The sequence below is a fragment of the Marinobacter qingdaonensis genome, assembly GCF_034555935.1.
GTDB classification, from domain to species: Bacteria; Pseudomonadota; Gammaproteobacteria; order Pseudomonadales; family Oleiphilaceae; genus Marinobacter; species Marinobacter qingdaonensis.
On record NZ_JAYDCJ010000003.1, the window covers coordinates 2,809,485 to 2,828,991 of the forward strand.

At 62.6% G+C, this 19,507-nt stretch carries 23 protein-coding genes and 1 tRNA gene; 13 read left to right on the forward strand and 11 right to left on the reverse strand.

The window, feature by feature from the left end; all coding sequences use genetic code 11:
• Positions 1–32: 32 nt before the first annotated feature.
• On the forward strand, positions 33–740 hold the full coding sequence (locus U5822_RS16085; protein ID WP_322856626.1) for an AzlC family ABC transporter permease: 708 nt from the start codon (positions 33–35) through the stop codon (positions 738–740).
• Complete coding sequence (locus U5822_RS16090) at positions 733–1,071, forward strand: branched-chain amino acid transporter permease (RefSeq protein WP_322856627.1); 339 nt, start codon at positions 733–735, stop codon at positions 1,069–1,071. The genes U5822_RS16085 and U5822_RS16090 overlap by 8 nt, the downstream gene beginning before the upstream one ends.
• Here the strand turns inward: U5822_RS16090 and U5822_RS16095 are convergent.
• Positions 1,068–1,472: a DUF1330 domain-containing protein gene (locus U5822_RS16095; RefSeq protein ID WP_322856628.1), complete on the reverse strand. Its 405-nt coding sequence runs from the start codon at positions 1,470–1,472 to the stop codon at positions 1,068–1,070. The genes U5822_RS16090 and U5822_RS16095 overlap by 4 nt on opposite strands.
• 103 nt (positions 1,473–1,575) lie before the next feature.
• Between U5822_RS16095 and U5822_RS16100 the strand changes: the two genes are divergently transcribed.
• Complete coding sequence (locus U5822_RS16100; protein ID WP_322856629.1) at positions 1,576–2,523, forward strand: AEC family transporter; 948 nt, start codon at positions 1,576–1,578, stop codon at positions 2,521–2,523.
• On the opposite strand, the gene U5822_RS16105 is transcribed toward U5822_RS16100, so the two are convergent.
• The gene (locus U5822_RS16105; protein WP_322856630.1) at positions 2,520–3,293 is read right to left on the reverse strand and encodes a fructosamine kinase family protein; all 774 of its coding nucleotides are present in this window, start codon (positions 3,291–3,293) and stop codon (positions 2,520–2,522) included. The genes U5822_RS16100 and U5822_RS16105 overlap by 4 nt on opposite strands.
• 84 nt (positions 3,294–3,377) lie before the next feature.
• Between U5822_RS16105 and U5822_RS16110 the strand changes: the two genes are divergently transcribed.
• Together U5822_RS16110 and U5822_RS16115 are read left to right on the forward strand one after the other, a co-directional pair.
• The gene (locus tag U5822_RS16110; RefSeq protein WP_322856631.1) at positions 3,378–3,656 is read left to right on the forward strand and encodes an acylphosphatase; all 279 of its coding nucleotides are present in this window, start codon (positions 3,378–3,380) and stop codon (positions 3,654–3,656) included.
• A gap of 32 nt (positions 3,657–3,688) precedes the next feature.
• Positions 3,689–4,285, forward strand: a complete 597-nt coding sequence (locus U5822_RS16115) for a DUF938 domain-containing protein (protein WP_322856632.1) — start codon at positions 3,689–3,691, stop codon at positions 4,283–4,285.
• 214 nt (positions 4,286–4,499) lie between these two features.
• On the opposite strand, the gene U5822_RS16120 is transcribed toward U5822_RS16115, so the two are convergent.
• Positions 4,500–4,590, reverse strand: a tRNA-Ser gene (locus U5822_RS16120).
• Positions 4,591–4,800: 210 nt separating this feature from the next.
• On the opposite strand from U5822_RS16120, the gene U5822_RS16125 reads away from it, so the two are divergent.
• The gene (locus U5822_RS16125) at positions 4,801–5,331 is read left to right on the forward strand and encodes an isochorismatase family protein (RefSeq protein WP_322856633.1); all 531 of its coding nucleotides are present in this window, start codon (positions 4,801–4,803) and stop codon (positions 5,329–5,331) included.
• Between the two features lie 27 nt (positions 5,332–5,358).
• Positions 5,359–6,009: a cupin domain-containing protein gene (locus U5822_RS16130; protein WP_322856634.1), complete on the forward strand. Its 651-nt coding sequence runs from the start codon at positions 5,359–5,361 to the stop codon at positions 6,007–6,009.
• Positions 6,010–6,022: 13 nt separating this feature from the next.
• Here the strand turns inward: U5822_RS16130 and U5822_RS16135 are convergent, their stop codons facing one another.
• The 6 genes from U5822_RS16135 to U5822_RS16160 form a co-directional block, all read right to left on the reverse strand.
• The gene (locus U5822_RS16135) at positions 6,023–6,559 is read right to left on the reverse strand and encodes a lipocalin family protein (RefSeq protein ID WP_322856635.1); all 537 of its coding nucleotides are present in this window, start codon (positions 6,557–6,559) and stop codon (positions 6,023–6,025) included.
• Between the two features lie 129 nt (positions 6,560–6,688).
• Positions 6,689–7,039 (reverse strand): DUF7352 domain-containing protein, encoded by a 351-nt coding sequence (locus U5822_RS16140; RefSeq protein WP_322856636.1) that lies wholly within the window; start codon positions 7,037–7,039, stop codon positions 6,689–6,691.
• 76 nt (positions 7,040–7,115) lie between these two features.
• On the reverse strand, positions 7,116–8,048 hold the full coding sequence (locus tag U5822_RS16145) for a LysR family transcriptional regulator (RefSeq protein ID WP_322856637.1): 933 nt from the start codon (positions 8,046–8,048) through the stop codon (positions 7,116–7,118).
• A gap of 30 nt (positions 8,049–8,078) precedes the next feature.
• On the reverse strand, positions 8,079–8,696 hold the full coding sequence (locus U5822_RS16150) for a flavin reductase family protein (protein WP_322856638.1): 618 nt from the start codon (positions 8,694–8,696) through the stop codon (positions 8,079–8,081).
• 30 nt (positions 8,697–8,726) lie between these two features.
• Positions 8,727–9,554, reverse strand: coding sequence for a CheR family methyltransferase (locus U5822_RS16155; RefSeq protein ID WP_322856639.1), 828 nt, complete (start codon positions 9,552–9,554; stop codon positions 8,727–8,729).
• Between the two features lie 37 nt (positions 9,555–9,591).
• A complete protein-coding gene (locus U5822_RS16160) occupies positions 9,592–10,521 on the reverse strand; it encodes a chemotaxis protein CheV (protein WP_322856640.1) in 930 nt (309 codons plus the stop codon).
• A gap of 190 nt (positions 10,522–10,711) precedes the next feature.
• Between U5822_RS16160 and flgA the strand changes: the two genes are divergently transcribed.
• The 3 genes from flgA to U5822_RS16175 all read left to right on the forward strand — a co-directional run bounded on the left by flgA (position 10,712) and on the right by U5822_RS16175 (position 12,411).
• A complete protein-coding gene (flgA, locus tag U5822_RS16165; protein ID WP_322856641.1) occupies positions 10,712–11,413 on the forward strand; it encodes a flagellar basal body P-ring formation chaperone FlgA in 702 nt (233 codons plus the stop codon).
• Positions 11,414–11,606: 193 nt separating this feature from the next.
• A complete protein-coding gene (gene flgM, locus U5822_RS16170; RefSeq protein ID WP_322856642.1) occupies positions 11,607–11,933 on the forward strand; it encodes a flagellar biosynthesis anti-sigma factor FlgM in 327 nt (108 codons plus the stop codon).
• 7 nt (positions 11,934–11,940) lie between these two features.
• The gene (locus U5822_RS16175; protein ID WP_322856643.1) at positions 11,941–12,411 is read left to right on the forward strand and encodes a flagella synthesis protein FlgN; all 471 of its coding nucleotides are present in this window, start codon (positions 11,941–11,943) and stop codon (positions 12,409–12,411) included.
• A 65-nt stretch (positions 12,412–12,476) separates the two neighbouring features.
• Here U5822_RS16175 and U5822_RS16180 read toward each other — a convergent pair whose 3' ends face one another.
• The gene (locus U5822_RS16180; RefSeq protein WP_322856644.1) at positions 12,477–13,214 is read right to left on the reverse strand and encodes a cyclic di-GMP-binding domain-containing protein, MshE-related; all 738 of its coding nucleotides are present in this window, start codon (positions 13,212–13,214) and stop codon (positions 12,477–12,479) included.
• Between the two features lie 217 nt (positions 13,215–13,431).
• Between U5822_RS16180 and U5822_RS16185 the strand changes: the two genes are divergently transcribed.
• The 3 genes from U5822_RS16185 to U5822_RS16195 are packed head-to-tail and all read left to right on the forward strand — an operon-like array spanning position 13,432 to position 16,673.
• The gene (locus tag U5822_RS16185; protein ID WP_425259326.1) at positions 13,432–14,052 is read left to right on the forward strand and encodes a peptidylprolyl isomerase; all 621 of its coding nucleotides are present in this window, start codon (positions 13,432–13,434) and stop codon (positions 14,050–14,052) included.
• 4 nt (positions 14,053–14,056) lie between these two features.
• Entirely contained in the window at positions 14,057–15,988 is a 1,932-nt protein-coding gene (mnmC, locus tag U5822_RS16190) for a bifunctional tRNA (5-methylaminomethyl-2-thiouridine)(34)-methyltransferase MnmC2/FAD-dependent 5-carboxymethylaminomethyl-2-thiouridine(34) oxidoreductase MnmC1 (RefSeq protein ID WP_322856645.1), read from the forward strand.
• Between the two features lie 52 nt (positions 15,989–16,040).
• Complete coding sequence (locus U5822_RS16195; RefSeq protein WP_322856646.1) at positions 16,041–16,673, forward strand: CBS domain-containing protein; 633 nt, start codon at positions 16,041–16,043, stop codon at positions 16,671–16,673.
• A 46-nt stretch (positions 16,674–16,719) separates the two neighbouring features.
• Here U5822_RS16195 and U5822_RS16200 read toward each other — a convergent pair whose 3' ends face one another.
• The gene (locus tag U5822_RS16200) at positions 16,720–19,440 is read right to left on the reverse strand and encodes a CaCA family sodium/calcium exchanger (RefSeq protein ID WP_322856647.1); all 2,721 of its coding nucleotides are present in this window, start codon (positions 19,438–19,440) and stop codon (positions 16,720–16,722) included.
• Positions 19,441–19,507: the final 67 nt, after the last annotated feature.

The following is a 19,507-nucleotide window of genomic DNA, read 5'->3' on the forward strand; positions in this document are numbered from 1 at the left end:
TATCATCGGCTTTTAATAAATGTTGGAAGCTAATGAATCAATCGGTTTTCCGTCTGACCTTACCGATCCTGTTTGGCTACCTGCCGCTGGGCATGGCGTTCGGGGTCCTGTTCGCTACCCAGCTGGACTATGCCTGGTGGATAGCCCCACTGATGGGCGTATTGATCTTCGCCGGGGCCGGGCAAATCCTGGCGGTCAGCCTGCTGGCGGCCCAGGCCGGCCTGCTGGAAGTGTTCGTCGCCATGTTCGTGCTGAACGCGCGGCACCTGTTCTACGGCCTGTCACTGCTGGGCCAGTTTCGCGGAGCGGGCTGGCGCAAGGCGTACCTGATTTTCGGCCTGACCGACGAAACCTACTCGCTGCTGACTAGTCGCCCCAGAGGCCCCGATCGGGCCGCCGAGCAAATCCGGGACTTTCAGATCACCGCGCTCAACCAGCTTTATTGGGTGGTTGGCTGCGCCCTCGGTGCGCTCCTGGCGAACAACGTCAGCTTCGACAGCACCGGGATTGAGTTTGCCCTGGTCGCGCTGTTCATCGTCCTGACCATCGAACAGTTCAAGGCCCTGGGCGACGCGCTGCCGATCTGGACCGGGGCGGCCGCCGCCGGCATCGCCATGCTGTTGCTGCCAGCCGCCCATCAACTGATCGGCGCCATTGCTATTGTGACCGGGGTTTTACTGCTGCATTACCGCCGGGCCGGACGGCGTGACACAGCGGAGTCGGTGGTGAACCATGGGTGAAGCTGGTTACATCGCTGCCTTTATTGCGGTAGCGACGGCGGCGACGTTCGCCACGCGGGTCATCCCCTTCCTGTTTCTGGAACGGCACACGGACCACCCGCTGATACAGCACCTGGGGCGCTACCTGCCCGCGGCGGTCATGGCGCTGCTGGCAACCGTGTTTTTGCAGCGCTCGGCGGACTGGACTCTGATAGTACCCGGTGCTGACGGAGTGCTGGCCGGACTGCTGGTGGTCCTGGTCCACCTGTGGCGAGGCAACGCCCTGCTCTCGATTGCCGCCGGCACCGCCTGCTACATGACCATGCAGCAGACCGGCCTGTTGACGGGTTAGGCCTGGGCTTCGATGTTGGCAACCAGTCGGGAGTCACTGACCGCGGCCGTGCGGTGCTTGGCGACGCCGTGGTATTCGGGGCTCTCGATCATCTCCATGAAGGCATCGATGGAGGGGTAGCGAACCAGCAGGACCTGGTCCCAGGATTCGTCTGGGGGCGCAATCAGCGCGCCGACACTGCGGCCGGACCAGATGACTTCGGCACCCACGGCTTTGACGCAGGCCGCTGCTTCCTGCATGTACAGCCGATAGGCCTCACGACCGGACAGCTCCTGGGGAGCGTCGGTGTACTTGGCCCGGTCGCGGAACCGCAACAGGTTCAGCATCACGATGGGCTGGTCTTTGGGGGTGTCGGCAAGCACTTTCTGCAACTGCTCGGGCGTGGGATTTATGGCGTCCATCCTGGTCCTCTGGTTCGGTTGCAACGGGTAGACACTATAGCCCAGGACGCTGGCCATGACGCATACGATTTGATTACCTTTCGATTAATAAGCTGGAATCTGCATGAATCTGACCGCGATCTTTCTGCAAACCCTGGAGACCACCCTGCCGGTCTTCGCCATGGTCTTCATCGGCCTGGGCCTGCGCCGTGTTGGCTGGATCGACAACGCCTTCGTCAACACCGCGTCCAGCCTGGTGTTCAAGGCCACGCTGCCGACCCTGGTTTTCCTGAGCATCATCCGGGCCGACCTGGACACCGCGCTCAACCCGGGCCTGTTGGTGTTTTTCCTGTGTGCGACCCTGGCCAGCTTCGGTCTGGTCTGGCTCTGGGCGAGTTGGCGGGTCAAGGCGGAAGATCGTGGCGTGTACGTGCAGGGCGCCTTCCGGGGCAACTGTGGCATCGTGGGGCTGGCGCTGGCCGCCAACCTGTATGGCGACTTCGGCCTGTCCGCCGGCGGGATCCTGCTGGGCCTGGTGATCATCTCCTACAACGCCCTGTCGGTGATGGTGCTGCTGGCCTACCAACCGGGCCAGACCGCCAGCTGGCGCCGGATCGGCCAGGACATCGTGCGCAATCCGCTGATCCTTGCGGTGGTTGCCGCCATCCCGGTGGCCTGGCTCGATATTCAGTTCCCGAGCTGGGTCATGACCTCCGGCGATTACTTCGCCTCTCTCACTCTGCCCCTGGCGCTGTTGTGCATTGGTGCCACGGTGTCGCTCAGCGCCCTGCGCACCGACAGCCGCACCGCCACCAGCTCCAGCATGATGAAAATGGTGGTGCTGCCGGCAGTGTGCACCGCCGCCGCCTGGCTGGTGGGTTTCCGCGGCGCGGAACTGGGCCTGATGTTCCTTTACTTTGCCAGCCCGACCGCCGCCGCCAGCTTTGTCATGGTCAAGGCCCTGGGCGGCAATGACCGCCTGGCCGCCAACATCATTGCCCTCACCACCCTGGTGGCCAGTGTGACCGTGACCCTGGGCGTGTTCATTCTGCGCAGCGCCGGGCTGATCTAACCGGCGCTGCCACCGATCGCAGCAACCGCGTCGAAGCCGCGCTCGCAGCCGCCAAGGTAGCCGCCGCCAAACAGGTTGTAGTGATTCAGGTAATGGTAGAGGTTGTACAGATCCCGCTTGCGTTCGTAGACTGGCGTGCGCGGGTAGCGCCGGTCGTAGGCCTGGTAAAAGGCGCGGCCAAAACCGCCGAACATCTCGGTCATGGCCAGATCCGCTTCCCGGTCCCCGCAGTAGATCGCAGGGTCGATCAGCCAGGGCTGGTCGCCGTCGAACAGTACGTTGCCACTCCAAAGGTCGCCATGCAGCAGACTGGGGTGGGCGCAATGCCGGTCCAGCCACCGCGCCACTGCGTCACCTTGCTGCGCCAGCATTGCTTCAAACCGACTCCGCACGCCTGGGTTCCGTATTCTGGACACCTGATACCCCAGTCGGTCCCGCACGAAGAACTCACCCCAGGATTGGCACCAGCGATTGGGTTGCGGCGACAATCCGATGAAATTGTCCCGGCCCCAGCCAAACTGGGCCTGCCGGAGTTCGTGCAGCCGCGCCAGCCCATCACCGAGGATCCGCTGGCCCCGCTCGCTGCCGGACGACGCCTGAATGGCGGTCATTTCCAACTCGGTCTCATCCACCCGATACACCTCGGGCACACCGATGCCGGTCACCCCCGCCTCGGCAAGGGCCTTGGCCAGACAGTCCAGGCCCTCGGCTTCACACGACAGGGCCTCGGCGTAGCCGGAGGCATCGCGTTTGATGTGGGTGCGGTCCACGGGCATCGGGCTCCTTGCAGTGGTCCAACCAGAACCGTTAGATTGAACCAAAGCCTGACATGACGGAACCAAAGGGAGCAACTCATGGAAACCAAACGCTGGCAACTGCTGGTGTCCGGCCGCGTGCAAGGGGTGTATTACCGCGCCTCGACGGTCCAGGAGGCTAGTCGTCTCGGGGTTCTGGGCTACGCCCGCAACCTGGCGGACGGCCGGGTCGAGGTGGTGGCCGAGGGCACGGACGCACAACTGTCCCAACTGAAAGTCTGGTGCCAGCAAGGCCCGGACGCGGCGATCGTAAAGAGCGTTGAGATCACCGAACAACCGGCCACCGGCGAGTTTTCCGATTTCGGCATTCGCCACTGAGCCTCATCCCGACCACACACCAGAGCCAAGCCATGGACAAGCCCTTCTCCCAGGCCTGCGAGAACAACAAGCAACCCATTCTGGACCGGCTCTCCGAGCTGTTTGACCAGCCCGGCACCATCCTCGAAATTGGCTCAGGAACGGGCCAGCACGCCGTTCACTTTGCCCAGCATCTTCCGCACCTGACCTGGCAGCCCAGCGACCACCCGCACAACTACCGGCTGTGTCTGGCCTGGATCCGCGACACCTACCTGACCAACATCAATCCGCCGTACCCGCTGGACGTCGCCAGTGATGACTGGGCAGGCCTGCCCGCGACCCAAGGCGCCTATTCCGCCAACACCGCGCACATCATGAGCTGGAAGGAAGTGGAAGCAATGTTCGCCGGGGTCGCGCAGACCCTACCATCGGATGGGCTGTTCTGCCTGTATGGACCATTCAGCTACAGTGGCCGCCACACCAGCGACAGCAACCGGCGGTTTAACCAATCGCTGCGGGCGCAGGCCGCGCACATGGGCATTCGGGATCTGGAGGACTTGCGACGCCTGGGCGCCAGCACGGGCCTGGTCCTGACCCAGGACTTTGACCTGCCGGCGAACAACCGCCTGCTGGTGTGGCGAAAGCAGTGATTCGGGCATAAAAAAACCCCAGCGATTGCTGGGGTTTTATGTTGGCGGAGAGGGAGGGATTATTCGGGCCTTCGGCCCTCACCCCTTCGGGGCCGTCGTCGCTCTGCTCCGACGTTCCTCAGCCTGCGGCGCAGGCTTCGGTCGAACCCGCGAGGGTGCTTCTACCCACCCAATCGGCCAATAAAAAACCCCAGCTTTTGCTGGGGTTTTGTATTGGCGGAGAGGGAGGGATTCGAACCCTCGATACGCTATTAACGTATACACACTTTCCAGGCGTGCGCCTTCAGCCACTCGGCCACCTCTCCAATAAACTGTTTCAAATCAGCGATCTCGTCGCTCATTTGAGGGCGCAAACTCTAATGGTTTTTCCTGCGTTTGGCAACTCCCTTTCCTGAAATCGACCAAATTTTTCTGTCCGCACCGGATCGGCGAGTATTTTTTGCCCGTACAAGGTCGTACCCTAGAAGCCTACCCAGAAGCTTCCATTGACGAACCGACGACGGGACCGCGCCCTTATGATGATGAATGCCGACCAATCCACCCTTGTCCTGATCGACCTGCAGGAAAAGCTCATGCCCGCCATCAGCCAGGGCCAGGAGGTGGTTGATCGCAGCCACACCCTGGCCACCATTGCCGGCTTGCTGGGCGTGCCGGTGCTGGCCACGGAACAGATGCCGGACAAGTTGGGCCATAACGTCGAGGCCATTGCCGAGCTCTGCCAGCAGGTCATCACCAAGGACCATTTCGATGCCTGCCCGGATGGACTCATCAATCAGCTCCCGGAAGGCCGGCAGGAGATCGTCATTGCCGGCTGTGAAGCCCATGTCTGCATGATGCAGACGGCACTGAGCCTGCTTGAAGCTGGCTTCAAGGTCTGGGTGGTGGCCGATGCCACCGGCTCCCGCCACGATCTGGATCGGGACGTGGCCCTGGATCGGCTGCACCAGAGCGGCGCCCGGATCGTTACCGTGGAGATGTTGGCGTTCGAGTGGATGCGCCACGCCGGACACCCCCGGTTCCGGGATGTGCAGGCGCTGATCAAATAACCGAACCGACGTAAAAAGGGTCGAACCATGCTGAACATGGACTTTACCGAGCGGGTGGTGGTCAATACCTCAGCGATGGACTGGGTCCCCAGCCCGGCCGGGGGTGTGTTGCGCAAGCCCCTGGCCCGGGAAGAGGCCGAACGCGGTCATGCCACCAGCATTGTCCGCTATGAACCGGGGGCGTCCTTTCAGCGCCATGAACACCCGCTGGGCGAGGAAATTCTGGTCTTGGACGGGGTATTTTCCGACGAGACCGGCGACTACCCGGCCGGCACCTACCTGCGTAATCCGCCGGGCACCGGCCACGCGCCATTCAGCGAGGGCGGCTGCACCCTGTTCGTCAAGCTGCATCAGTTCGACGATCGGGATCGCACAACCGTGCGGGTGGATACCCGTTCGACGGCCTGGTTGCCGGGCCAAGGCGGGCTCGAGGTCATGCCACTGCACGATTTCGAGCATGAGCACGTGGCGCTGGTGAAATGGCCGGCCCGGGAACGGTTCCAGCCGCACCGGCATTTTGGCGGCGAGGAAATCCTGGTGCTGTCCGGGGAGTTTTGCGACGAACACGGGCGCTACCCGGCCGAGACCTGGCTGCGCAGCCCGCACCTGAGCCAGCATCACCCGTTTGTTGAGACGGAAACCATCATCTGGGTGAAAACCGGGCACCTGCCCCTGTGAATCCGGACCGCACTCATTGCCTCGGCACGGGGCCCTGGTCGACCACAATCAGCTCAGACAGATCAAAGCCCTCCGCTTCGGCGCGCGCCCGGAACCTTGCCATGGCGGCCTCGCTGACCTCGGGCGTGCGCGCCAGGAACCACAGGTAGTCCCGGTTGTAGCCGGTGATGTAGGCGAGCTGGTAATCCGGCTGGTCCAGCTCAAAGATGACGTAAGCACTGTAAAACGGCCCGAAGAACGACACCTTGAGGTGTCCGCTCTGGCCCTCGCCGACGAATTTCGCCGTGCCTTCCGCCTGACTCCAGCGCCTCTCCACCGTGTCGTAGCCGCGATTGATGACCGTCAGGCTGCCATCCTCCTGCAACTCGTACTCGGCCGTGACCCGACTGAGGCCCTCCTCGAAGGAATGATCCAGCCGGGCAATCTCATACCAGGTACCCTGGTAGCGCTCTGCGTCAAGTTCACTGATGGGGGTGATACCGTCAGGCACGCCGGTACAGGCGGTCAGGGTCAGGCCAGCGGCAATGGCCACTGAGCGGACTAAGTCCATGGGAGGGCTCCTTCGGTTCGGTGGCACGAGGCCGGTTTATCGCCAAAGGAGTACTGTACGGGGATTTTGCACAAACGGGGCAACCTGGACCCCGCAGGGTCCAGGCTCGCGGTCAGGCCGGGCGTCCGCTCAGGACAGTGCGGACGGATGCCAACCGGAGTTCGCCATGGTGCCCCGGGCGCCAGCGTCCAGGTCATGTCCGGCGACTGGCACTTCGAACACGTGGTAGGCCTCAGGACCAAACGGGTCCAGCGCGGTGTCGATGTACTCGAAATTATCCGGCACCGGCTCGCCTGAGTGCGCGACGCGGAACTGGTGTTCTCCGGACTTGACACCGGGTCTCAGGGTCTGCTCCACCCAGATGTACACGGACTTGTCGGGCACCAAGAACTCACAGCGTACCACCCGGAAACCTTCTTTCAGGGACAAGGTGGTTGGCTCTTTGCCTGAGTCGAGGCGGAATTTGTGAATCGTCTTCATGGCGGCTGCTCCTCTGCGTTTGAACCCAGTACAGCCTTATCTTGGTGGGAAACTTTGCTCGGTAAAACAAGCTTTTTTAATTCGAATTGCTCGATTTTTTCGATGCTCTGAGCAGCGGCTGGAAGCTGACATTGCCGTGGCAGATGGCGCGCACCCCCTCGTGCGCCGGGTTCTTGCCCCGGGTGATGGCGAACAGCTCGTCCTTGACCTCGTTGATGGAGGCGATCTCCTCCACCTCGTACTGGCGACAGACCTCATCTCGAATGGCGGTCGGTGCGGCAAAGACGCCGAGACCCTGACGCCCGAACACCTTGATCAGGGCGCTGTCGTCAATTCGGGCGACGACATTCATCCGCACCCCCTGCAGGGAAAACCAATTCATCAGCTTGTCGAAATAGGGAGCGTCCGTAGCGTTGGCCAGCAACGGCGCGCCGTTCAGGGAACCGGGAAAGCCGGTCCGTAAGGTCACCGCCTGCTCGGGCGACGCATAGAGGCTGATCGTCGAGCCTGCCAGCGGATGCACGGTGAAACTGCCCTGCTCGTCCAGTTGCGGAATCCGGTCCGCCAGCACCACGTCCAGCTCCTTGCGCTTGAGCCGCAGCATCAGCTCTTCGATGCCGCTGGTCTGGCAATTCAACTGTACCGGACGGGGCAACACCATCGCCGGCTGCAACAGATAGTAGGCAATCAGTTTATGAATGGAGGCCGAGACCCCGGCAGACAGCGTCAGCGGCCGGTCCGAAGGTGCCAGACGCAGGGTATCGTTGAGCTCGCCGGTCAGGGCAAAGATCTGGTCGGCGTAGCCGAGCACCGTCCGGCCCAGGTCCGTCAGGATCAGGCGACGGCGTTCGCGCTGAAACAGCAGGCCATCCAGCGAGGCCTCAAAGGTGGCGAGCTGGCCGCTGAGGGTTTGCGGCGCCAGGTCCAGCACCTCGCTGGCCCGGGCAATCGAGCCCTCGCGGCTGATCATCCAGAAGTAATAAAGGTGCTTGAGATTGAGCTGGTCCACGGGCCCTCTCCCGCCGTCAGCCGGCCTGGCTCAGGACGGCCGCGGAATTTTCAGTACATCGCCGAAGGTCACGTATTCGCTGCCGCCGAGGCGCCCGAGCGGGTCGATTTTGGCGCCATCGATCTTCAGGCGGTTCTTGTCGTCATGGTGGACCGCGTCATCGGACACGTACACGCCTTTGATTCGGCCAAACACCAGGCTTTGCGGTGCCGCGCCAATTTCCTTGATGTCATACAGCTCGCACGCCAGTGCCACGTGACAGTCCTTCAGCCGCGGCAGCCGGGACCCTTCCAGCTCGGTGAGCTCCAGGCCCAGGTTGGCCAGCTCGGATTCACCGTGGGGCAGCGTGCGCGAGGTTTCGGTCATGGCGCCGGCCAGCTCGCGGTGGGCGATGTGGACCACGAAATCCCGGCGCTCCTCGATATTGACCCGGGTGTCCTTGAAGGCGTTATCCGTGGGCTTGCGGCCGACCGAGAACATCAGCAAAGGCGGGTTGCTGGTGATGGGTGTGAAAAACGAAAACGGCGCCAGGTTGTAGTCACCCTGGGGATTCTCGCTCAGCACCCAGGCCACCGGCCTGGGGATCACCGTCTGGGTCAGGGTGTGGTAGGCATCCGTGGGGTTCATCCCCTCGAAATCGATAAACATGCGTGCTCCCCTTCGAGGCTGCGGAATCGGTTATTTCTTTCGATAGATTATACCGGGGTGGCATTGCACCATCTCGTACAGGTGCGGCAGGCCATTCAGGGATTCGGAGGCACCCAGAATGAGGTAGCCGCCCGGATTGAGGGTGGCGTGGATGCGGGTCAGTATGTCTTTCTTGAGATCGGCGGAAAAATAGATCAGCACGTTGCGGCACATGACGATGTCGAACTTGCCCAGGATGAACCGGTCCAGCAGGTTCAACTCTTTGAAGTCCACCATGCTTTTCAGTTGCGGCCGGATCTGCCAGCCGCCGTTCAGCGAGGGCGTGAAGAACTGCTTCTGCCGTTCGGGCGACAGTCCCCGGCCGATGGCAATCATCTCGTACTCGCCCCGGCGCGCCACCTCCAGCACACTCTTGGAGATATCGGTTGCGGTGATCCGGACGTCCCTGAGCTTGCCCGGCCGCTGGCGCCGGAACTCCTCCAGGATCATGCCCACGGAATAAGGCTCCTGCCCCGTCGAGCAGGCCGCCGACCAGATACGCAGCGGCTGCACACTCTTGCGCTCCGCAAACTCGGGCAACAGCTTGTCCTGAAGAATGCGAAACGGGTGATTGTCCCGGAACCAAAGAGTCTCGTTAGTGGTCATGGCGTCAATGACCACCTCCCGCAGGCTGCCCCTGCCCGGACGCTTCAGGCGTTCGAGCAGGTCGCCGAGGGTATTGAGTTCGTTGTCTTCGAGAATCCGACGAAGGCGGCTTTTGACCAGATACTGTTTGTTTTCACCCAGCAAAATACCACACGCATCCTGCAGGAATGTTTTGAAGGCGTCGTATTCCTGTGGGGTTATTTCCGCTTTCATTGCATCTCAGTGTTGAGTGGATCAATGGGCAGTGGTATCACCCCTGGTCGATAATTTCCATTACCCGCTCGGCCAATTCGTCCGGACTGAACTTGGCCATGAAGTCGTCGGCGCCCACTTTCTGCACCATCGCGCGGTTGAACACCCCGCTCAGGGAGGTGTGCAGCATGATGAACATCTCGCTCAGTGCCGGGTCTTCCTTGCAACGGGTAACCAGAGTGTAGCCGTCCATTTCCGGCATCTCGACATCGGAGATGATCAGCGCGAGATGATCCCGAGCCTTGGAGCCATCCCGGGTAATGTCTTTCAGGTACTCGTACGCCTGCTTGCCGTCGTTCTTGGTGACCACCTCCATGCCGATTGCGGTCAGGCAGCGTTCGATCTGGCGCCGGGCCACCGAGGAATCATCCACCACCAGGATCGGCAAATGCCCGGGAACCCGATCCGCGCTCTTGCTCAGGACCGCTTCGGTGACGTCTTCCTTGAGCGGAGAAACCTCGGACAGCACCTTCTCCACGTCGATGATCTCCACCAGCTTGTCGTCGATTTTAGTGACGGCCGTGAGATAGACATCCTTACCGGCTCCCTTCGGCGGCGGCAGGATGTCCTCCCAGTTCATGTTCATGATGCGATCGACCCCGGCCACCAGGAACCCCTGGGTCTTCCGGTTGTACTCGGTGATGATCACGAAGCTGGTGGCCAGGTCCTCCTGGGGAATGCCAGGCAGGCCAATGGACATGCTCAGATCAATGATCGGAATGGTCTCACCCCGGATATGCGCCACACCCCGCACCACGGAGCGGCTGTTGGGGATGGAGGACAGCTTCGGGCATTGAAGCACTTCCTTCACCTTGAACACGTTGATGCCGTACATCTGCCGCCCGCGCAGGCGGAACATCAGCAGCTCAAGCCGGTTTTTTCCGACCAACTGAGTCCGTTGGTTAACGCTATCCAATACCCCTGCCATCAAAGTCTCCCCCGGCCTGCCGGCCACGCACCGGCATGCATCTTGCTTTTATCTATCGTACAAATCACGAGCTGACGAAAAACCGTCGGGTCCGTTAGCCACACAGCGTGTAACGGCCACCTGCCCCGAATCCTTAGCGTTTTTCGGGTGTTTTCGCGGGTCATTGACAGCATAGGACAAAGTGACACGTATGCGCACCACCATTTTTGCCTTTGCGCTCCTGATGTTGGGGCTCGGCAACGCGGCGCTCGCCAAAACCAGCGCCGAGGACATCGAGCAGGCCGCCCATCGTTTTCTGGAGGCCTTTGCCGATGAACAGTCGGAGCGCGGCTACACGGTGACCTTTGAGACCGGCACCATCGACAGCCGACTGGCCCTGGCGTCCTGCCAGGCGCCACTGGCCGTGGAATTTACTGGCGACCCCTGGCGCAGCGCCCAGCCATCACTGCAGGTCGCCTGCGAGGGCGAACGGCCCTGGCGCATGTTCGTTACCGCCTCGGTTGCCATTGAGGGGCCGGCGTTGGTGGCCGCCCGCCCGTTGGCCCGGGGCGAGCGCGTCACCTTAGACATGCTGACGACCCAATCCGTGCAGGTTAACGCCAGCCGAAGGGGAGTGATGCGGGACGCCGGCAAGGTACAGGGTATGGAAGTGCGACGCCCGGTGAACTCGGGTTCGGTCATCACTCCGGACCTGCTGGCGGCGCCGGACGCCGTGGAACGGGGCGATCATGTTATCATCGTGGCCCGGCGCGGCGCGTTCGCGGTGACTTCCCGGGGCAAGGCACTGGCCAGCGCCTCCGTGGGCGAGCAGGTACTGGTGGAAAATTTGAGATCGGCACGCACCGTCCGCGCCAATGTGGTTGGCCCCGGGCGGGTCGAGATCCCCATGTAGGCCGCTTCGCCGGCAAGCCGATGCCCAGCGGCAAGGTCTTGCCGCCCTCGGCTCCAGGGCACCGCCCACATGGAGAAAAGGTAATAAATCCCCGAAAAAAATCGCTAAAGCTTTGGCCACGTCGGCCGTTACACAGATACACACTCGAGTTAGTCATGCCCAGGAATGACGCCACAGGCAAGCAGGTAACGATATGTCAGTTGACTTAAATGGAATTGGCCCAGGCCAGGTCAACACCCAGAGAACCACGGCCGACAAGGGTTCCGGCACCCAGAACAGCCAGCCGGCATCCGCTGAACAGGCGAAATCTTCAGCCCAGTCCGCACGCGGCGACAGTGTCAGCCTGAGCAACCAGGCCAAGAACCTGAAACAGCTGGAACAGAAGCTGGGCGACTACCCGGAGATGGACGACGATCGCATCGCCGAGATTCGCTCCGCCCTGGAGAACGGCACCTACAAGATCGACGCCGAGAAGCTGGCCCAGAAAATGCTTGAGATGGATGAAAGCATATTCGGGTGAGTGAATTATGGCCGTTAACGACGATCTGAAGAACCTTCTGACTCAGGACCTCCAGCAATTGCGGGAACTGACGGATGTGTTGGAGCAGGAGAAAGCCTGCCTGTCCGCCTCCGATGTTCGGGCGTTGCAGGATTTGACCTCGGAAAAGAACCGTATTCTCAGCGATGTGCGGGAACGCGCCAAGCAGAAAATCCATTGCCTGGTGGCCATGGGTTACAAGCCGGACCACGGCGAGCCCTCGCGCTTCATCCAGAGTGCCGGCATGAGTGATCTGTTTGACCTCTGGAAGCAGGCCGACGCCGCCATGCGCCACTGCCAGGGCCTCAATGAGCACAATGGCCGCGTGGTCGGCCACCTCCAGAAGCGTCTGGGGCGCCTGACCGACATCTTCCGTGGCGCCACTGGCCAGCAAAAGCTCTACGGTCAGAAGGGCCAGCACACCTCGGTATCCAGCCGGACCATGCTCGCCAGCGCCTGATCGTGCGATCCGTCTGCGTAACAAAAAACGCCCGGTTTCCCGGGCGTTTTTTTATGCGCTGATGATCAACGGGTGTAGATCGTCATCTGGGAGCCGGGCGCGAACCGGATGTCCTGGATGCTGACATTGCCCATGGACGGCCCCCGGCTTCCGCTCACCCGGATGTTGTTCATCTGGATCTCCTCGATCCGCTCCGGAAACGCCAGGGTCAGGGCACCGTCGTCACGCAGGGAATAGCGCTCTTCACCCTCCCGGTAGTGCACGCCGGCAATGGAAAAATCCGAGTCCAGGAAATTCAGGACCGGGACAAACACATTGGCGGTGAGTTTGATCCCCTCCACTACATCCACCTCGCTGTCACCATCCCCGGAGGCGCCGTCGACCATGGCGGCAACGCGTGTGAGGCGATCCAGCAGGGCCGGATCCCCCTGACCGGCAACAGAGGCCATTTCGTCCTCGTCCATCGGAACGAGCCCGGCACTGGCGTAAAGCTCACCCTGCTCGGCCGGAACCTGCGCCCCGCTGGCGCTGTTGCTGGCCGCAAAACTCACCAGTGGCTGGAACGGCAAGGCAACCACGGTGACCAGCGCAGCCGCGTTGCGGTAGCGTGACTGGTGTTTCAGGACCCGGTTGAGTTCCTTCTCGGAAATCCAGCCTGACTGGATAAAGACTTCACCGAGACGCTGGCCGGTTTCCCGCTGCAAACGCAGGCCGTCTTCAAGCTGTGTTTCGGACAGATAGCCCCGATTGACCAGCAATCGGCCGAGTCGCGATTTCTCTTCAAAACCCTGGCGGATTCTCACTCGTCTCTCCTTTTACCTGGTGAAAACCGTACAACTCGGCCCGGCGTGACATACTGAATGGGAAGGCGGCTCCAGAGCCTAGTAGCTCGCCATGGACTTAACCGCTGGCCCCTGACCGAAACGCTACAACAATCTGGTAAAATCCGGTATCAATCAGGACCGCCCAAGAATTATTGCAGGAAACCACTCTGCAGCTAACCAGGAGAGTCGTAATAAAATGCTAAATTCCGTAAAACAGTCCCGTAGTGTGATCCCTGCCCTGCTTCTGGTCGTTGCTGCGTGGCTGCCCATGACTTCGGCCCACGGCCAGGACGCGGCCGGGGACAGCAACCAGGCCCTGCCCAAAGTGCGGTTCGTGACCAGTGAAGGCTCCTTCGTCCTGCAGCTGCGGCCCGATGTGGCGCCCGACACCGTGGACAATTTTCTGGGCTATGTGAACAACGGTTTTTACGACGGCACGATCTTTCACCGGGTCATTCCGGGGTTCATGATCCAGGGCGGCGGCTTTACCGAGGAACTCACCCGCAAACCCACCGAGCAGCCGATTCGCAACGAAGCCAGTCAAACCCTGCGAAACCTCCGAGGCACCGTCGCCATGGCCCGCACCAGCGCGCCGGACAGTGCCACCTCCCAGTTCTTCATTAACCTGGTGGACAATGGCTTCTTGGACGCTGGCGTACGCGGCGCCGGCTACGCCGTATTCGGCAAGGTCACCGAGGGCATGGGGGTCGTGGACAGCATCGCCGGGGTCAAGACCGGCCAGGCCCGGGGTATGGCCGATGTTCCGGTTGCCCCTGTGGTGATCGAACGGGTTTCCGTGCTGGCACCCGCCAAATAAGGCCATGACCGCCACCGTCCTGCCACCGAGCATTGAAGCGGCCGAACTCAGCTGGCAGGACGGCGTTCCTGAATCGGCCCGGTTTGGCGACATCTATTTCAGTCGGGACAATGGCCTGGCTGAAAGTCGTTACGTGTTCCTCGACCACAACCGGTTGCCCGAGCGATTCCGCCAGGTAGCACCCGGTGGCCACTTCGTGATTGCCGAATCCGGATTTGGTACGGGCTTGAACTTCCTGGCCGCCTGGCAGGCCTGGCGGGAACACCAACCCGACCACCCGGCGACACTGCATTTTGTGTCGGTAGAGCGCTTCCCGCTGCGGCGCGACGACCTGAGCCAGGCGCTGTCCCACTGGCCGGAACTTGCGCCATACGCCGAGGCGTTGCTGAGCCGGTACCCGCCACTCACCCGCGGCGTGCACCGGCTGGTATTCGACGGTGGCCGGGTTCGCCTGACCCTCTATTTCGGCGACATCGTGGAGGCCTGGCAGGCACTGGCGTTCACCGCTGACGCCTGGTTCCTCGACGGCTTCGCGCCGGCCAGCAATCCGGGCATGTGGCTGGATGAAACCATGGCGCAGATCAAGGCCCACAGCGGGCCCGGCACCACCCTCGCCACCTTTACCTCGGTGGGTCGCGTGCGTCGAGCCCTGGCCAACGCCGGATTCGACATGCGCAAGACCCGGGGCTTCGGCCGCAAGCGGGAGATGCTGACCGGCACGCTGGACACCCCGGCCATTCCCGGTAACGCACCCGCCAGCACCGACGCCGGTGCCGATACCCCCAAACCCTCGACCCTGATCGTTGGTGCCGGGATTGCAGGCTGCCTGCTGGCGCACAACCTGGCTCAGCGCGGGTTCCCGGTAACCCTGGTGGATTCCGCGGCCCATCCGGGTGCCGGTGCGTCCGGTAACCGGCAGGGTGCGACCTATGTAAAACTGGGCGTCGAATTCAACGACCAGACCGAGCTGGCACTGACCGCCCTCACCTTCAGTCACCGCTTTTACCAGCCCTACCGCGATCAGGGCTGGTATCCGACGGGCCTGCTGCAACTGGCCTGGAACGCCAAAGAGCAGGAGCGCCAGCACAAGTTCCTCGAACGCAATGACTACCCGGAGGAAGTGCTGTTTCTGGTGGACCCGGAACAAGCCCGGGCACTGACCGGCCTCCAGGTTCGAACCGGGGGGCTGTGGTTCCCTGGCAGTGGCTGGCTGGAGCCAGCCCGACTGTGTGCAACCCTGTGCCAGCATCCGCTCATCGATTCGGCCTTTGGCGTGCAGGTCGACCGCCTGACGAACCAGGGCCCATGGCGCGCCGTGGCCAGCGACGGACGGTCGTTCACTGCCGATCGGGTGGTGATTTGCGGCGGCCACCGCTCCCCGGCCCTATTGCCCGACGGCGACGGCTACCGGTTCAAGGCGATCCGGGGTCAGGTAACCCATCTGGAGGAGGCCAAGGTGCAGGCGCCCGACGCGGTCATCTGTGGCGCCCGTTACCTGAACCCCGCCCACGGTGGCCAAGCCCTGACCGGCGCCACCTTTGATCTGCGGGACGACAACCCGACGCCAACCCGGGCCAGTCACGAGCAAAACCTGACGGAGCTGGACGCCATGGTGCCGGGCGTGGTCACGCCAAACGCCGAAACCCTGGACCGCTGCGACGGGCGTGTTGCCTTCCGCTGCACAACCCACGATTACCTGCCGGTCACCGATGGTGTGGACGATGCCGACGGAGCCCCGGTGTCCGGCCTGTACCTGATGACCGGCCTGGGCAGCAAGGGCTTGAGTTACGCGCCGGTGCTGGCTGAATTCCTGGCCGACCGGCTGACCGGGCAACCGGGCTGCCTGCCGGGGCGGCTGGTCCGACGCCTGGCCAGCGCGCGCCTGCGCGCCGGCCGCCCTGCCACGTCGAAGTCGGAGAAAACTACAGAAACCTGAACGCCGGCCGATAACCGGTCAATAGAGAACGTACAGACGGGAAGTCAAAGCCATGTCAATCTTCGTCAGTGAACCCGGGCGTCCGATCGGAACCCGATTACCGCAGGCGCTCCGGGCGCGCCGGGTGGATGATGTCACTGAACTGACGGAGACCCACGCCAGTCGCGAAAGCGACGGCACAGCGACGGACGCGGAATACCAACAAGCCGCCAACTCTGGCCGGCAACGAGCCCTGGAGCAATACGGCGCTTCGGCCGCGGGCGAACCGAAATCCCAGCGCGCCTATCTGCCGGTCTCGTCGATCAGTTCACCGGCGCTTTATTCCCTGCCGGCCACCGCGACCATCGCCGAAGCACTCTCGATCATGGATGAACACGGCGTGTCCCACCTGGTGGTTACCGCCGACGACAACGTGGCGGGCTTGGTGGACCTCCGCTGGCTCCTGGGCTGGCTGCATGAGCACAAGGCCGATGCCATGAACCAGAGCCTCACGCACATGGAATTGCCCGCCTTCCTGACCGCGTCCCCGGAAACCGATGCCCACCAGCTCGCGCGGCTGATGCTGGCCCATCAATTGAATGCCGCACTGGTGGTGGACGCCCAGGGCCAGCCGGCGGGTATCGTCACCAGTACCGACTACCTTCGGCTTTACGCCAGTGCCAGCCGCCAGCAAGGCGCTGTCTAACCTTACTCTGCCCCACCCCTATATCCCAAGCCAACGCTGCGCTGCCCTAATCCAACGCGGTCAGCAGGCGGCCCTCGGGGCTGAACACCAGCAGCAATCGCTCCCCCCCTTGCCGGGCCAGGGCGAGGATTTCATCGTCGCGGTAGTTGGCCAGGGCCAGGATCTCCGAGTCGGCTTTGGGCAGTTGGTAACGCCAGGGACTGGTCGCGGCCGACGCCTCGACATCGGCGTCCTCGCCCGCCAGGGACACCCGCGCCAGAATGGCTTGCCCGCCCCCCAGGTTATCGGCGGTCTTGCGGAAAACCCCATCGGTGGCGCCGGCCACCACCATGTCATTATCAAACGCGGTCAGCGCCGCCAGTCGCTCCGTGGCCGCATCGCCCGGGTCATTCAGGCTGAAGGCCCGGTTTACGGTACCGTTTGGAGAATAGGCCAGCAGAAAACCAGCGGCACTGGCGGTGGGGTCGCGCGTCAGGCGGGTCTCGCCGTCGTCGTTCTCAGTCACCGAATACAGGCTCGATGACGCCCCCACCAACCACAGCTGATTGGCGACGAAGGTTCCGGCCGAAACCGGCTCGTCGGCGTCGGTACCCACCTGGTAGATCGAGAGAGCGCCGTCGGCGCTGGAGGCGCTGTAGAAAAAGGCATCTTCGCCGCCCAGCACCGACTCACCGTTCACCTGCCCCCGCGCCGACCCGAATAGCAGCGGCGACGCCTGTTCGGCGGCCGCTCCGGCCACCGAATCGTCGGCCGTGGAACCTACCTGGCGGGTCCAGGCCACCTTGGGGATTTCATCGCTGCCATCGATCTGGGTATCAATGCGCTGGAGGAAGCTGTCCTGGTTGCCGGCCCGTCTCTGACCGGGCCAGGTACCGTTAGTGGTGCCCGCGATGGCCACGTAGCCGGCCAGACTGTTGATGGCGACGGATCGAACCCGGTCATCACCGGCGGTGCCGGTACGGAGGGTCCAGTTGTGCACGTATTCGCCGCCGTTGCTGTCTGGATCGAATCGGTACCGGGTGGCGACCACATCCTCACCGCCCTGGCCGGTGGTGCCGGCAACCGCTTGATCGGTGCTGTAGGCGACCACGAACTCGAACCGGTCGACCCTGGCGTTGCCCTTGGCGACCTTGCGTTTCACCGTGGCAATCACCGGCGCCGGCCCCGCCAGCGAATCGCCCGGGTCGGACACCGCGATGTCCTGCAGCAGATCGCCTTTCTGATCGTAGATCCGTACCCGAATGCGGTCATTGTCCAGGCTGTCGTAACCGGCGACGAAGGCCCTGCCCGAATGCGCCAGGGCCAGATCCGTGGCGACGAAGCCGTTTGCCGAGTCAAGTTCCAGGGCGGCGGTCAATTCATTAAGGCTGACCCGCAGCAGGTTGTCGCCCCGCGCCCAGGCGAAGTTCTGCCGGCCCGCCTGGTAGTCCTTGTCCAGGCCCAGCTGGATAAAGCGGTCGTTCAGATCGGGATTACTGTAGCTGTCGGACAGGACCCGAATCCGGAAGGTGAGTTCATCCACCGACTCGGGAAACGCCAGCTCGTCGTTGCTCAGCCAGGTGCCGCCCTGCTCCTGCTCGATGACGAATTCGGAGTCCAGTCGGGCCGTGGAATCCTCGGTGTGGATCAGCCTGGCCCGGAAGATGCCGTCGCGATCGCCGGACAGGCGCGCCACGTATTCTCGGAACCCATTGGTGTTGAGGGCATCCCGGGTTCCGCCGGCGCGGGTACGCAGGGTCAGCAGGGGCTCGTCGTCTTCGATCAGCAGGTTCAGCCGTTCACCAGCGTTGCTCTCCCCCAAACCCGCCAGCCCCTCACGCACTTCCGTCAAGGTGATCAGGGCGGTCTCCACCGGCTCGGCGAAGGTGTCGTCGATGACCTCCAGGCGGATGAAGCATTCGGTGATGCCCGGTTCGAAGGTGACCTCGCCGCCGAGGCCGTCGTTGCGATAATTCAAATAACCGAGTTCTTCCAGGCGGCCACCACTGCCGCTCCCGAGCGCGACCAGATCCTGGCCGACAATGGCGTCCCCGACGTTGGCTTCGCCAAAATCGCAGCGCTGATGAGGGGCGCTGAAACCGTCATCGCACTGGGAGTCATCGTATTGGGAGCTGAGCTCAAACGCCACCGTCACCCGGGTTACCGAGGGCTGGTCCAGGGCCACCCGGACGATGACCGGACGGGTCTTGAAACTGACGTCTTGGCTGCCGGTAACCTGGCCATTCTCGTCGTATTCGTTGATGGTGAAACTGTGCTGGCCCTCGCCGTCCAGAGCCGGGGTCTCGCAGCGGGTGTCACTGGACTCGGAGGTTGCGGACGCTTCGCCCTCGGTGAAATTGGATGCCTCCAGGGACAGGGGGTTGTACTTGACCTCGATATCAAACGGTTGGACGCCGGACATCCGGCCATCGGTGGTGACCAGGTTCACGCCCTCGTTTTTACCCAGGTCCTGGTCGCCGCGGTTACCACCGGACAGGCCGGGCACCCCGCGCATGATGATGCCCTGCCGTGCCTTGTTGTTGGTGTCTTCTAACGCCAGCCACGAGGGCGCGTTGGTCAGGGAGTAGTCGAGAATGGTTTCGCCGCCGTAAGCGCCAAAATTGTAGTAGTACTCCACGCCGAGGTAAGCGGTTGCCGGGGGTATGCCCAGGATGGTCGGTTGGTCGGGATCCTTCTCGGTCTTGCACCCAGCCAACCCCAGCAAGGCGAGGACCAGCAGTGACAGGCGGGCGGCGAAGACAAGGCGGGAGACGAGATCGGCGCGCATGAAAAAGTCCGTTTAAGCGTTGTTGTTATGGCAGTGGCGGGCTTTCCCGGCTAAGCCGGTTTACACA